This window comes from Tenacibaculum sp. 190130A14a, assembly GCF_964048965.1.
GTDB lineage: Bacteria > Bacteroidota > Bacteroidia > Flavobacteriales > Flavobacteriaceae > Polaribacter > Polaribacter polynesiense.
Genome location: NZ_OZ040189.1, coordinates 3,768,385 through 3,783,513 on the forward strand (window position 1 = coordinate 3,768,385; position 15,129 = coordinate 3,783,513).

Annotated in this window: 12 protein-coding genes; 1 reads left to right on the plus strand and 11 read right to left on the minus strand. The window is 32.7% G+C overall.

Annotated features, from left to right (window positions below):
• Window positions 1-4: 4 nt before the first annotated feature.
• The 8 genes from leuS to tyrS all read right to left on the minus strand — a co-directional run bounded on the left by leuS (window position 5) and on the right by tyrS (window position 11,778).
• Window positions 5-2,818: a leucine--tRNA ligase gene (leuS, locus tag ABNT22_RS17645; RefSeq protein WP_348718029.1), complete on the minus strand. Its 2,814-nt coding sequence runs from the start codon at window positions 2,816-2,818 to the stop codon at window positions 5-7.
• Window positions 2,819-2,960: 142 nt separating this feature from the next.
• Window positions 2,961-3,896 carry a 2-dehydropantoate 2-reductase gene (locus ABNT22_RS17650; RefSeq protein WP_348718030.1) on the minus strand — a complete coding sequence of 312 codons (936 nt, stop codon included), beginning with the start codon at window positions 3,894-3,896 and terminating at the stop codon, window positions 2,961-2,963.
• A gap of 398 nt (window positions 3,897-4,294) precedes the next feature.
• The gene (locus ABNT22_RS17655) at window positions 4,295-4,837 is read right to left on the minus strand and encodes a DUF2911 domain-containing protein (RefSeq protein ID WP_348718031.1); all 543 of its coding nucleotides are present in this window, start codon (window positions 4,835-4,837) and stop codon (window positions 4,295-4,297) included.
• Between the two features lie 84 nt (window positions 4,838-4,921).
• On the minus strand, window positions 4,922-6,157 hold the full coding sequence (locus ABNT22_RS17660; RefSeq protein WP_348718032.1) for a PepSY domain-containing protein: 1,236 nt from the start codon (window positions 6,155-6,157) through the stop codon (window positions 4,922-4,924).
• A 65-nt stretch (window positions 6,158-6,222) separates the two neighbouring features.
• Window positions 6,223-8,574, minus strand: coding sequence for a TonB-dependent receptor (locus tag ABNT22_RS17665; RefSeq protein WP_348718033.1), 2,352 nt, complete (start codon window positions 8,572-8,574; stop codon window positions 6,223-6,225).
• Between the two features lie 34 nt (window positions 8,575-8,608).
• Window positions 8,609-9,655: a transporter gene (locus ABNT22_RS17670; RefSeq protein ID WP_348718035.1), complete on the minus strand. Its 1,047-nt coding sequence runs from the start codon at window positions 9,653-9,655 to the stop codon at window positions 8,609-8,611.
• Between the two features lie 135 nt (window positions 9,656-9,790).
• The gene (locus ABNT22_RS17675) at window positions 9,791-10,105 is read right to left on the minus strand and encodes a hypothetical protein (RefSeq protein ID WP_348718036.1); all 315 of its coding nucleotides are present in this window, start codon (window positions 10,103-10,105) and stop codon (window positions 9,791-9,793) included.
• A gap of 368 nt (window positions 10,106-10,473) precedes the next feature.
• On the minus strand, window positions 10,474-11,778 hold the full coding sequence (gene tyrS / locus ABNT22_RS17680; protein WP_348718037.1) for a tyrosine--tRNA ligase: 1,305 nt from the start codon (window positions 11,776-11,778) through the stop codon (window positions 10,474-10,476).
• A gap of 62 nt (window positions 11,779-11,840) precedes the next feature.
• On the opposite strand from tyrS, the gene ABNT22_RS17685 reads away from it, so the two are divergent.
• Window positions 11,841-12,842 (plus strand): SDR family oxidoreductase, encoded by a 1,002-nt coding sequence (locus ABNT22_RS17685; RefSeq protein ID WP_348718038.1) that lies wholly within the window; start codon window positions 11,841-11,843, stop codon window positions 12,840-12,842.
• Window position 12,843: 1 nt separating this feature from the next.
• Here the strand turns inward: ABNT22_RS17685 and ABNT22_RS17690 are convergent, their stop codons facing one another.
• Genes ABNT22_RS17690 through ABNT22_RS17700 form a run of 3 tightly spaced genes read right to left on the minus strand, consistent with a single transcriptional unit; the run spans window position 12,844 to window position 15,126 of the window.
• Window positions 12,844-13,320, minus strand: a complete 477-nt coding sequence (locus ABNT22_RS17690) for a DUF4296 domain-containing protein (RefSeq protein WP_348718039.1) — start codon at window positions 13,318-13,320, stop codon at window positions 12,844-12,846.
• Entirely contained in the window at window positions 13,320-14,660 is a 1,341-nt protein-coding gene (locus ABNT22_RS17695; protein WP_348718040.1) for a dihydroorotase, read from the minus strand. The genes ABNT22_RS17690 and ABNT22_RS17695 overlap by 1 nt, the downstream gene beginning before the upstream one ends.
• A 4-nt stretch (window positions 14,661-14,664) precedes the next feature.
• On the minus strand, window positions 14,665-15,126 hold the full coding sequence (locus ABNT22_RS17700; RefSeq protein WP_348718041.1) for a GNAT family N-acetyltransferase: 462 nt from the start codon (window positions 15,124-15,126) through the stop codon (window positions 14,665-14,667).
• Window positions 15,127-15,129 lie beyond the last annotated feature (3 nt).

Consider the following 15,129-nt stretch of genomic DNA (forward strand, 5'->3'; position numbering starts at 1 on the left):
TTAATTATCCAACGATATTAATAATTCTTCCCGGAACTACAATCACTTTTTTAGGAGTACGTCCCTGTAATTGTTGTTGCGTTTTTTCGTGCTCCATCACTGTTTTTTCAATCTCTTCTTTACTCATGTCTAATGGTAATTCCAAGGTAAAACGTGTTTTACCATTGAAAGAAACAGGGTAGTTCTTAGAGCTTTCCACTAAATGCTTCTCATCAAACACTGGGAAAGCAGCTGTAGAAATTGATTCTTTATGACCTAACTTACTCCATAATTCTTCAGAAATATGAGGTGCATATGGTGATACCAATACTAATAACTGCTCTAAAATTGCTTTGTTATTACACTCTTGCTTAGCTAATTCATTTACAGCAATCATAAAGGTAGAAACAGAAGTATTGAATGAGAAATTTTCTATATCCTCTTCTACTTTCTTAATGGTTTTGTGTAATGTTTTTAAGTTGTCTTTCGTAGCTTCTCCTTCTGAAACTTCGAAGTCTTCTCCTTTGTGGAATAACTTCCATAGCTTTTTTAAGAATGAATACACTCCAGAAATACCGGATGTTTTCCATGGTTTAAATTGCTCTAAAGGTCCTAAGAACATTTCAAACAAACGTAAACTATCTGCTCCATATTCCTCGCAAATATCATCTGGGTTCACAACATTAAACCATCGCTTTGACATTTTTTCAACCTCTCTTCCAACAATATATTTACCATCTTCCAATTCAAACTCTGCATCCGCAAATTGAGGTTGCCAATTCTTTAATCCTTCTAAGTCTAATTCATCTGAAGAGTTGATCAACTTCACATCTACACGTAACTCTTCTGTTTGATATTGATCTTTTAAACCTAATGAAACGTACTTATTGGTTCCTGAAACTCTGTATACAATTGCAGAAGTTCCTAAGATCATTCCTTGGTTGATTAATTTTTTTGCAAACTCATCAACTGGCAAGAGTCCTCTATCAAATAAGAATTTTTGCCAAAAACGTGCATATAATAAATGTCCTGTTGCATGCTCAGAACCTCCAATATATAAATCTACTTCTTTCCAGTACTCAACTGCTTCCTTGCTTACAAATTCTCCTTCATTCGTAGCATCCATATAACGGTTAAAATACCAAGAACTTCCTGCCCAACCTGGCATTGTGTTTAATTCTAAAGGAAAAACAGTTTCGTTATTAATTTGATCATTAGAAACAACTGAATTTGTTTCTGTAGACCAAGCCCATTCCGTCGAATTTCCTAATGGTGGTTTACCATCTTCGGTAGGTAAATACTTTTCTACCTCCGGTAATTCAATTGGTAAATGTTCATTTGCTATCATTTGTGGCATTCCGTCTTTGTAATATACTGGGAATGGTTCTCCCCAATAACGTTGACGGCTAAATACTGCATCACGTAAACGATAGTTTATTTTTCCGAAACCAAAACCGCGTTTTTCCATTTCATAGATTACGGTTTTCATTCCTTTTTTATAATTCAACCCATCTAAGAAATCAGAGTTTGCTAACTTAATTCCTTCTTTGGTATCATTTGCTTGTTCTGAAATATCTACTCCATCAAAAATATTTGGAATTTCTAGTCCGAAATGCTTTGCAAAATCATAATCACGTTGGTCTCCACATGGTACTGCCATTACAGCTCCTGTTCCGTAGCTAGCTAATACATAATCTCCAATCCAAATTGGCACTTGCTTTCCTGTAAACGGATGTAATGCATAGGCCCCTGTAAATACTCCTGAAATAGTTTTTACATCTGCCATTCTATCACGCTCTGAACGTTTTGCAGTAGCTTCCACATATGCCTCTACCGCTCCACGTTGCGCATCAGTAGTAATTTTAGTTACTAAATCATGTTCTGGTGCTAAGGTCATAAAAGACACCCCAAAAATAGTATCAGGTCTTGTAGTAAACACTTCAATATTTGCATCATGTCCATCTACATCAAAACTCACCATGGCTCCTTGACTTCTACCAATCCAGTTGGTTTGAATATCTTTTAAAGGCTGTGGCCAATCAATTCCATTTAATCCATCTAATAAGCGTTGCGCATATGCAGAAATACGCATAGACCATTGTGTCATTTTTTTACGTACTACTGGATGTCCTCCACGTTCTGAAACTCCATTTACAATTTCATCATTGGCTAAAACCGTTCCTAAAGCAGGACACCAGTTTACTTCTGTGTCTGACAAATAGGTTAAACGATATTGTAATAAAATTTCTTGTTGCTCTTTTGAGCTAAAGTTCTTCCACTCTTCTGCAGAAAATTGTTTGATGTCTTCATCAGTCACCGCATTTACCTCAGCATTCCCAGCTGTTTCAAACTTAGTTATAAGAGTGCTTACATCTTCTGCTTTGTCTGTATCTTTATTATACCAAGAATTGAACAACTGGATAAAGATCCATTGCGTCCATTTATAATATTCTGGATTTGAAGTACGAACTTCACGAGACCAATCGAATGAGAATCCGATTTTATCTAACTGTCCTCTATATGTTTTAATGTTTGTTTCGGTAGTGATTGCTGGATGCTGACCTGTTTGAATCGCATATTGTTCAGCTGGTAACCCGAAGCTATCATATCCTTGTGGGTGCAATACATTAAACCCTTTATGACGCTTGTAACGTGCATAAATATCACTTGCGATATATCCTAATGGATGTCCAACATGTAGTCCTGCTCCAGATGGATAAGGAAACATATCTAATACATAGTATTTAGGTTTATCAGAATTATTACTGGCCTTAAAAGTTTGGTTCTTTGCCCAATACTCTTGCCACTTTTTTTCTATTTCTTGATGATTGTATTGCATTCTTTAAATTTATTCCTGTCGGTACGAAACATAAAATGGTGAGATCATTTCATTAAGAAACTACTTCACGCTGTTCGCAATGACGTGATTTTGAAGCTGCAAATTTACAATTCTTGTTTGGAAGAAGAAAGCCTGATTTTAATTAGCTTAAAGATTCTTTTCGGTTTCTTTTTTCAGTGATTATTAGTGAATGATAAATAAAAGAATTGATAGGTGTAGGGATGTTTAATTCTTGACCCATTTTATGAATAGTTCCTACTTGAGAATCTAATTCTGAAGGACGTCCTTCCATGATGTCTCGTTGTAAGGATGCTGTTGTCTCATATGGAAGCTTGTCTATAAAGTGAAACACTTTTTCAATACTTTCTTTATTTAAGGGAACTCCTTTGGCATTAGCTATAGTAACTATTTCTTGAGCAGTTTTAAGCATAAGATTTCTCACCTCTGGCTGCGTTCTCATTTCTCCTAAAGTAGCTCTTGTAAGTCCTCCAAGTGCACTTATAGTTGTAATAAACAAAAATTTAGACCAAATAGCTACCTGTATATTGTCTGGAACTTGATTGAAGATTTCGGCTTTATCAAAAACATTTTTAATTTCTTTTATCCTAGTTGAGTGGCTATTATCTAACTCTCCAAAGGCTATATACGGTTCTATTGCCATATGATTGATAACTCCAAACCGCTCTATTTTACTTACAATTTTACATAAACCACCTAGAACATGCTGAGTTCCTAGAATCTTAATAAGTTTCTCAGCATTATCTGCTCCATTTAATAGAGAAATTACTGACGTATTGTTCGTTAAAATTGGTTGGATACTTTTAGCTACCTCTTCAAGCTGCCATGTTTTAGTAGTAATTAAAATCAAATCTGGATTTGAGATTGTAGCAACATCATTGGTAACATTTACCTTTTTTAAGGTAAAATTTCCATTAATGCTTTTTAGTTCTAATCCATTTTGTTTGATGGCTTCTAAGTGTTTTCCTCTTGCTATAAAGGTAACGTTTTGCCCAAATTGAGCTAATCGAACACCAAAATAGCCTCCAACACCTCCTGTACCGTAAATAACAATATTCATAGATTTTGTTTTAAGTAAATTTACAAAAAACAAAAAATGCTCAATAAGATATTGAGCATTCATTTTCTTGCTAAAGAAATATGATTCTTATAAAAGTAGGTCTATATTATTTTACCGAAGGGTACTTCCAAAATTCACCTAGCAAGAATAATTACACAATAGGCCATAAGACAAAGCTTACAATGTTTTCTCAAAATGTTTCTTTTTAGGGACCTCTATATTTTTGTGAGGTTTACTTTATGTTTCACTTCGAAATTTCAAAAAACACGCTCCACAACCTTATAACCAATTGTAAATTATACTATTATGACACAATCAAAATTAAAAAGTCACATTTAAACACAAAAAAACACCTCATACTTTGTATGAGGTGTTTTTAAATACTTTTATCTAAAGGCCTATCCCTTCACAGGAACGGAAATAACTACATCTCCCCAACCTAAATACATGGTTGCTTCTTCTCCTTGACCGCTAAAGGTAATTGAAAATGCTTCTAATGTTTTTTTTGCTTTTGAAACTTTTGCAATTACTCTAGCAACATCTTCTTTTTGCTTATAAAAATAAGATCCCCAAACATTTTTTGCAGTATTTAAAACAACGGTCCATTTATCATCTCCTGGAATGGTAAATAATGAATATGTTCCTGCTTTTACTTTTTTATCACCAAAAGTTACATCTTTATAAAAGGTAATTTCAGCTGCTTCATTTGCCCCTGTTCTCCAAACTTTTCCTTTAGGTGCTAATTGTGTTAAACTCCTTCCCTTTAATTGCGGACGGCTATATGTAACCTTCACCAATTTATCTGAGACTCTCCAATTTGAAGGGTATGATGCTGCATCCATTGGACTTTTATCTAATCCTGAAAAATTTTGTGCAGTTGTTTCATTTGTAAAAACAACGGCAACAACTAGTAGCAAAAATGTTATAATTGATTTTTTCATTGTTATAGGTTTTATAGTTATAATTTTACGTTGCATTGGTCAATAAAATTACAAATCCTTACACTTCATATTCTTAAATAAATCCTAAATTCTTTTTTTAAGGTATCTACTTCCTTCAATTAATAAAATAAATAAAATACTTATTCCGAAGAGCGGTAATATTATGCCCAACAATATTAAAAACGTAACTATCAGAGGGTTTATTTTAAAACTTTTAGAAACTTTAGGAATTCCCCAACTATTTTCGGGTTTTCTAACCACGTAAGATGCAATAGCTCCCAAACTCATAATAGTTAACATTACTGCAACCCCAAACATTAACCACCAATTCCATCCTCCAAACTGACCTTGATGAAATGCCATGACCCACATTCTCCCTCGCATTAAAAAACCCACATCACTCCAATTGTGTTTTTTGATCAGTGCTCCTGAATATTGATCGAAATGCATCATCTTTTGAGCATTTAAATCGAATGTTTTATTGGAAACACTAAAAGTACTTTTCTCATTTTTTGGAAGCCCAATACTTATTGTTCCTTTTAGTTTTTGTTGTTTTGCAATGGTAACCATTTCATCTAATGTTAATGGTTTCTCTTTTATTTCAGAAGTTAACCCTCTTCCACTCCAAGTTTTTGGGTATCCTGTATTTGTTACTTTTTGCACCCATTTAAAATTAGCTCCAAAAACATCTGTCCACGGCAATCCTCCGGCAAGTGTAAGAATTAATAAACCCGAAATCCAAAATCCAATAACCGCATGCAAATCTCTAAACAAAATTCGTTTTCCTTCTCTGAGTCGAATTGTAAACACTCCTTTTATCCCTCTTTGAAAAGGCCACCAAATGTATAAACCAGACAAAATAAGTATAAGCATCCAACTAGCTACTAACTCAACTAGCTTTGTTCCTGTTTTTCCTCCAAGAAGTTCTCCATGTAGTTTTCGTACTGTATACATCCAAGTATCTTTCGGACTAAACTTTCCAGTAACTTTTCCACTATAAGGATTTACAAATAGTGAGTTTTTATGACTAAATCTCCCTGAAACAAATTCGGTGGCAATACTTTCAGTAAAAGGTAACACCATACTATTGGGCTTTTTCTTCATACTTTGTTTTGCCAAGGCCCATTGTTCTTCATATGAAATAGTACTCTCTGTTTTGTCCTTTACTTTTTGAATAGAAGCTTTAACTTCTTTTTCAACCTGAGGGTTAAACAAATAGATAGCTCCAGTAATTGACAATACCAGTACAAATGGCAATGAGATTATTCCTGCAATAAAATGCCATTTCCAAAGCCATTGATTTAATTTTCTATTTTTCATTTTGAATGAATATAATTGAAAGCACAACTCATATTCTTAATTTTAGTTGTGCTTTCTGTATTTTATTAAAAGTTATACTTTACACCAAAATGAAATGCTCTTGGGTTTCCTATACTATATGTATTTTGCTTACTCCATCTACTATAAGAAGCTCTTACTGCATAGAGTGTATCAAATATATTTAAAGCCTGCCCCCAAATTTCAAATTGTTTGTAGGTGTAATTGGCTCTAAGATTTAAAATATTATGTCCTTTATACGTTGATGTTCCTAAAACATCAGCTCCCAAAGTGTCTTGTCCTATAACAGCCTGCCCTTCAAAGCTTGTATTATAACTCCCTACCTGTTCATGCTCTAGTGTTAACAATAAGTTTTGAATTGGTTTATAGTTCAAAGAAGTTGTGGCAATATAATTAGGTGCCGTTTGCATGTCTGTATTAGAATAATCTATGTTATTCTCAAAAAAAGAAAGGTATTTATGTGTAGCGTAACTACCGCTATAATTTAAATAAAGGTTTTCTAAAAATTGGTACTTCACTCCCAATTCAACACCTCTAGATCTTGTTTTTCCAGCATTCTTCTGAACAAAATTTCCAAAATCATCTCGAATAGAAATCAATCGATCTATTCCGTCTAATTGATAAATAGCAACATCTACTTTTAACTTTGAAGGAATTGTAAAATATCCTCCTATTTCGTAGTTATGAAATTTCGCTGGTTTTAATGAAAAAGCATTTCCTGAAGTATTTTTACCATTTCTAAAAAGTGTTCCTACTTGCGGAGGTGTAAATCCTTTTGAATAGCTTGAGTAAATTCCCGATTTTTCTGTTAAATTTAAATTCACACCTAACTTAGGCGAATAATTATGATAACTTATTTTAGTGTCTCGTACACCAGAGTTTCCTTCGTCTAAATTATCATAATCATATGTAAAACCATCGTAGCGTAATGCTCCTGTTAATTTTATATTTTCTAATGGAGTTGTTTCGAACTGAACATACCCGGCATAGTTAAAAATGTCAGCATCATATTTTAAGATAAAATCATTATTTCTTACAGTATAATTGGTATTTTGAGCAGTAGCAACATCTACAATAACATCTATATTTTCTGCTTCATAGTTTTGAGGAGAAAAATCGGTTGTAGCTCCAATAATTAAACTAGAATTTGCAAAGTTGAAATCGATTTTATGCTGTACCAATCCAACATAACTTTTAAATTTATTCGAATTTATTTCTCCACTACCTGTTCCATCTAAAACCCCACTAACTCTGTTTTGTCTAATTCGATATGAAGGTATTTGATTCATCTCATTATTTCTATAAATAAAGTTAAAAGATGTTTTGTTAGTACCATTCCAAAACTTGTCTAAAGTTGAGCGAAATCTAAATGCTTTTGCCTCTCTTTCCGTAAATGTTTGATTACTTTCATAATTAGCATCTGTATAATTCTTTTCTGAAATTGACCCTGACATATCTGATCGGTAATTGATATAAGTTACACTATTGGTCCATTGTAAATTTTCAGAAAAATCATTGACGTTCTTAAAAGAAATAGCCGTTTTTTCATAGTCGGAATGACCAACCACTCCATTATCTCTTCGAATATGATGTCCTCCAATATAAAAACCATATTTTTCTTTCAAGGTAGTTGATGCTTCTAATTCATATCTAGTCAATCCTAAATCGTTTATTTGAATCCCAACAGATCCGCCAAAATCTCTTCTTGGTTTTTTAGTAATGAAATTAAAACTTCCTCCAATTGCCTCACTACCATAAATACTAGATGCAGGTCCTTTTAACACCTCAACTCTTTCAAATGTAGTATTGTTCATTTCTAATAAAGCATTGTGATTAAAAACAGCTACTGGACGTATTGGTAAACCATCTTCTACATATAAAAACAAAGACTTTGTTGAGATAGGAGATCGTGTAGCCATGAAATGTTGTTCGTTACTCGATGCTTTTGAGGTACTCATAAAAACTCCTGGCACTTGGTTTACTAACTGTTCTATTCCAAACGCTTTCGTTTCTTTGATCTGGTTTGCATCCAATAATCCAATAGAAGCAGGAACTTCTCTCCTTTTTTGTACTTCTCTACTAGCGGAAACAACTACCTCTTCTAAACTTTGAAGAGCAAACTCCAAAACTACCATGTTTTCCGTTGGAGAGAGTATGACTTCTTTTGATATATATCCAACACTTGATATTATAACTTTAGGGCTATTCAATTTTATAATAAATCTTCCCTCTACATCCGATACGCTTCCTGTTTTCTTGTTATTTAATGAAACTACAGCTGCTCCAACAATTGGTTCGTTTTGTGTATTTACTATTTTTCCTTTAAAAATTGTTTGTGAAACTCCTTTAAAATTAGGCAATAGCAGTCCTAGGCATAGTAATAATGCGAATTTTTTCATAATGAAAATAATAAATTGATATGTTAACTAAATACTATAAAGCGTACTGCAATCCAGCGGTAATTGTTTCTTTAGTTTTTAATTGAATTCCGTTAAGTTTTTGATAAACTGGAGTACTAAACTCAAATCCGAATCGTAAGTTTTTTAATGATCCTTTAAAAGCATATACATTAAAACCAATACCTCCATTAATGAACTTTCCTCCTGAATTGGCTGTATCTGCAGTAGTAACCATCATCGGGTTTAAATTAGGGTTCTTTCCATTTATTGAACTCACAACTAAGCCCTCTAAACGAGCAGAAAAGCTTAACCATTTATGAGTTTTAACGGCAAACCAAGAATTTAGGCTGTAACGATTTCCCAAAGTGTAATCAAAGTCATTCTTACCAAAACGGTACGTTGCTTTCAACTGACTACCCCAAGATACGGTTTCGGCTTGCCCTAAATATGTTAATCCTAAATCTGCATCATAGGTTCCACTCCCTATTTGCATTGGGTATGGCAATTGAATTTCATTTGGACTTGACATTGGTGTAACATCTTTTTCATTTATTTCTCCTGTAGGAATCGAAATAGCAATGTTGGCATGTAAAGAACCTCTATTTTCATTAATAAATTTATATAACATTCCTAATTTAAGGTCTCCTAAACCTGAAGATGATGTAGAAAACGGCATAATCATTCCTGTCATCATGTTACGCATTTGTAAATCCATATCATTCTCAATATAATTTACCATGGCCATTAAAGTAATTTTGTCTGTTGGTGCATACATTGCTCCTAACATGTGCATTTTCATAGGCATTGAAAGTGGTGTAACCATGTATCCAGCATTATGAGCTTCTGCATTAGAAACTGTTTCACTACCTTTTAATAGACCTTCCATATTCATATACATGAATCTGTATGAAAACATTACTTCTCCCTTATGATGGTAATGATCTCCCATAACACTTATAGGTGCATGACCATCAGGTCTATTTGATTTCCATTCATTACTTTGATGATGCTTTTCCTGTGCGTTTATAGTTTGTAGTAAGGACATAAACAATCCTATAAAGATGATTCTTGTTAATTTCATCAGTTTTATTTTTTACTGATAGGCATAGCGATAAACGCATTTTTAAAATGCTTTCTCAGAGTTTATTTAAATTTTATGTATTGGCTTAACTAGTCAAGCAGTGTACTTAACCTAGTTGTTTGAAGTATGTAAAATTTAAACGGTAGGAGGGTGAAAAACTGAATGAATAAATTGGTATCTATACTTCTTTGCATATAAGAAGTTATTAGAAGTATTATCTTGAACCAATGGTAGCTTTATTTGTAAAAACTCAACAAATCCTATCGGATATTCTTCCATTGCAATTCGTAACGATTTAAAGTCTTCTTCTTGCTGTTGTTCTAATTTTTTCATTAACTGACACTTTCCCTTACAACTCATCTCAGGCTTGTCTTTGTTAATACATAAAACTTTGGCTATATAATCGTAGTTGATAGCGTATTCAACAAAAGGAGCTATAGGTCTAAGCATTGCTATACCATATAGAAATATAAAGAAAAATATTGTAAGCTTTTTAAGCACAACCCCTTAATTTGTTTGCAACAGCAAAGGTAATAACAGCAAAAAAAAGATGCTAATAAATTCGTTAAAAAAACTATTTTTATTTATTCTAAATAAAACACTATATTTGCATCGATTTTATATTCAAAGACAATGATTGTTTTTTACACTGATACTAAGAAAGTTAAATCGTTACCAAAAGTAGTAGCTACGGATTCGTGTGCTACCTCTTGCGCTAGTAGTTGTATTAAGCCTAAAAATAAGTGTTGTAATAAGTATAAGAAAAAAGGCATCAACTGTAAGCGATGCCCTTTAACTTTTGATATTAAAATAGCTTCTTAAGCTACTTTTATTAAGAAATAATTTCTTCTTCCTCTCTGTAAAATAACATATTTATCTGCTATTAAATCTGTAGTAGTAATTGTATAATCTTCTTTTACCTTTTCTTTATTTACAGAAATAGAATTTTCTTTTAATGCTCTTCTTGCATCACCATTAGATTTTAAGAAACCTGTTTTAGCTGCCAAAGCACCAATCATGTCCAATCCATTGTCAATATCTTCCTGAGATACTTCTGCTTGCGGTACTCCATCAAACACATCTAGAAATGTTTGCTCATCTAAGCTTTTCAAATCGTCTGCTGTTGATTTTCCAAATAAAATATTTGAAGCAGCAATGGCTTTATCTAATTCTTCTTTTGAATGTACAAAAGTAGTAACCTCTTCTGCTAGCTTTTTTTGTAAAACTCTTTGGTGAGGCGCTTCTTTATGCGTTTCTATTAAAGTATCTATGGTTTCTTTATCTAAAAAGGTAAATATTTTAATATATTTTTCAGCATCTTCATCAGAAGTATTTAACCAAAACTGGTAAAACTTGTATACAGATGTTTTGTCTGCATCTAACCAAACATTTCCTCCTTCAGATTTTCCAAATTTAGAACCGTCTGCTTTTGTAATTAACGGACATGTTGCTGCGTATGCTTTTACTTCTTTACCCACATTCATTCTACGCACAAGTTCTGTTCCTGTAGTAATATTACCCCATTGGTCAGAACCACCCATTTGTAATAAACAGTTATGTTCTTTATTTAAGTGATAAAAATCATATCCCTGAATTAACTGGTATGTAAACTCTGTAAAACTCATACCTCCGCCAGATTCTCCTGAAATACGTTTCTTAACTGAATCTTTAGCCATCATATAATTTACCGTAATTCTCTTTCCAACATCACGTGCAAACTCTATAAATGAAAAGTCTTTCATCCAATCGTAATTGTTCACTAAAATTGGTGAATTAGCAGAACCATTATCGAAATTTAAAAAACGAGCTAATGTTCTTTTTATTCCAGCCACATTATTCGCTAACGCTTCTTCGTTTAACAAGTTACGTTCATCAGATTTCCCTGATGGGTCTCCAATCATTCCTGTAGCTCCACCTACTAAAGCAATAGGTTTATGTCCCGCTTTTTCTATATGAACCAATAAAATTATAGGTACTAAACTACCAATATGTAAAGAATCTGATGTAGGATCAAAACCAATATACGCTGTAGTCATTTCTTTTTGTAATTGTTCTTCTGTTCCTGGCATGATATCATGTATCATCCCTCTCCATTGTAATTCTTCTACTAGATTCTTGGTCATTTTCTTTGATTTTTAAAGAGGCAAAGATAAGTTTATCAACGAAAAAAAACTAAATTCGCTTTATGATTTTAGTTACTGGCGGAACAGGTTTAGTTGGAGCTCATTTATTGTATCATTTAACTTTAAAAAATAACACAATTAGGGCTATTTATAGAACAGATGAAAAACGTGCGCACGTAAAAAAAATCTTTTCCTTTTATACAGAAAACATAACACCTCTTTATGCTAAAATTGAATGGATTAAAGCAGATATTACAGATGTTCCTTCTTTAAAACCTGTTTTTAACAATATAACCCAAGTATATCATTGTGCGGCTTTAGTTTCGTTTGACCCTAAAGATTATAGAAAAATGCGTCAAGTTAATATTGAAGGAACTGCCAATTTGATTAACTTTTCTATTGAAGGAAGTGTTGATAAATTCTGTTTTGTAAGTTCTATTGCAGCCGTAGGTGATTCTATAAATGGTAACCCCATTAATGAGGAAAATGAATGGAGTGATAATGGTGAACAACACGGTTATGCAATTACTAAATATGGAGCAGAAATGGAAGTTTGGCGTGGTAGTCAAGAAGGGTTAGATGTTGTAATTGTAAATCCAGGTGTAATTTTAGGTGGTGGATTTTGGAGTGAAGGTTCTGGTAAATTATTTAGTCAAGTATACAATGGATTTAAATTTTATACAGAAGGGGTTACTGGATTTGTTGGCGTTACAGATGTTGTTAAAGTGATGATACAACTTATGGAGTCTAACATTAAAAATGAACGCTATATTTTGGTTACTGAAAATAGTTCATTTAAAGATGTACTATTTGCTATTGCAGACGGTTTGAATAAAAAAAGACCGTCTATTAAAATAGGAAAATTGGCTACTGAAGTATTTTGGAGAATTGATTGGGTATTAACCAAATTAACTGGAAAAACACCTTTACTAACTAAAAATTCGGCAAAATCGTCTCATAATATTTCACGTTATTCTGCAAAAAAAATACAACAACAACTGTCATATACATTTAACTCATTAGAGAAAACAATTAATACAGTTTGTAAAGAATATAAAAGGTAGCTTATTTAGAGCTACCTTTTAAATTACTGTTCTTTTCTTTGAGCTTGGAAGATATTTCTTTGTTCAAACGTTTTGTTTTAAGCTCTCCCTTTAATGTATCTCTTCTTTTTTGTTTTAAGATAGAGTCTTGCATTGACAATTCATTCTCATAGGTATCAAATAGTGAATCAATTCTCTTTTTAACCTCTTTTAACATATCGGTATAATCTTCAATCTTAGAGGTATAATAGGTATTACTTTCGTCAAATCGTGTACTGTCTATTTTGTATTTTTCATACACCAACTTAACATAGTTCTTTTCTCGTTTTAAGAACTTATTTTTTCTATTTTTTGCTGATGAAGCTACATACATATCAGTAAGTAATGCTACCATCGAATCTTTTGGTATTAAGTTATCAGGCTTCTCGTATACTGTATTACTTGTACAAGAACTAAGCACTATTACCAGCGTTAATAAAAAATATCCCCCTTTTTTCATTATCTGTTAAATGTTAATCTCTTCCCTTTTATATCTTCATTAAATATACCATTTTCATACATTAAATTCCCATTAATAAATGTGTGAGAAATTTTGCTTGAAAATTCTACGCCCTCAAATGGTGACCAACCACATTTGTATAGAATATTATCTTTAGATACCGTCCAGTTATCATTTGCATCGACCAATACTAAATCTGCATAATATCCTTCTTTTATAAATCCTCTCTTTTCTATTTGAAAAATTTTCGAAGGATTATGGCACATCTTTTCTACGGCTTTTTCAATAGATAAAACCCCTTCCTTTACTTTTTCTAAAACAGCTAATACTGCGTGTTGTACTAAAGGACCACCGCTTGGTGCTTTTGTATACACATTGGCTTTTTCTTCTAAAGTATGAGGAGCATGATCAGTTGCTATAATATCAATTCTATCATCAAGTAAGGCTTTCCACAATCCGTCTCTATCCTTTTGAGTTTTTACAGCTGGATTCCATTTTATATGTGTTCCTTTTTCCTCATAATCAGCATCTGTAAACCATAAATGGTGTACACAAACCTCAGCAGTAATTTGTTTTTCCTCTAAAGGTATATCATTTCTAAACAAATGAGTTTCCTTTTCTGTTGATAAATGGAAAACATGTAAACGCGCTCCTGTTTTTTTTGCTAATTCTATGGCTTTAGAGGAAGATAAATAACAAGCTTCTTCACTTCTAATAATTGGGTGATATTTTATTGGAATATCATCTCCATACTTCTCTTTATAAGCTGCGGTATTCTTTCGAATAGTCGCTTCATCTTCACAATGTACAGAAATCAACATTTTTGTAGAAGAAAAAATCTTCTCTAATACTTCTTGATTATCCACTAACATATTTCCTGTAGAAGAACCTAAGAACAACTTAATTCCTGCTACATTTTTAGGATCCGTTTTTAACAATTCTTCTAAGTTGTCATTGGTACCTCCAAACATAAAAGAATAGTTTGCATACGACGTTTTTGACGCTATTTCAAACTTATCCTCTAATAACTCTTGAGTAGTAGCTTGCGGAACTGTATTAGGCATTTCAATAAAAGTTGTAATCCCTCCAGCTACTGCAGCTTTACTTTCTGTAGCAATATTCGCTTTGTGAGTTAATCCTGGCTCACGAAAGTGAACCTGATCGTCAATCATTCCAGGAATTAAATACTTCCCTTCAGCATTTACAACTTTCATTTCTTCAGAAGGAGTAATAGTTGTAGCTATTTTTTTGATAAACTCTCCTTCTACTAATACATCGCCTTTAAAAACCTTGTTTTCGTTAACGATTTGTGCATTTTTAATTAAGTATGACTGCTCCATTTTGTTAGATTTCCATTTTCATGTTAACTAAGCTTTTATTAAAACCAAAACGTTCGTATGATTTGATCGCCGTAAAGTTAGCATTATAAACATCGAGCCTAAGCTCTTTTAAACCTTTATTTTTTGCCCAGATTTTTAAAGATTCTAAAATCACTGAGCTTATTCTTTTACCTCTAAACGAAGGCTTTACATACATAAAACCAATATACCCGTTTAAATCATTTATATGATAACTACCAGATTTTTCAATTCTCACATAACCAGACCCCACAATTTCCTCACCATGCAATGCAACCACCAAATGAATTTTTTCGGAAGATATTAGCTTTTCTATATCGTAGTAATTGATATCTCCTTTCTTTAAAAATGGGTCGAAGGGTCTTTCTGCTTCAATAACCCCTTGTTCAAACTCTAACAAGATATCTAAGTCTTCTTTTCTTGCTTCTCTTGTAACAATTGAATTCATATT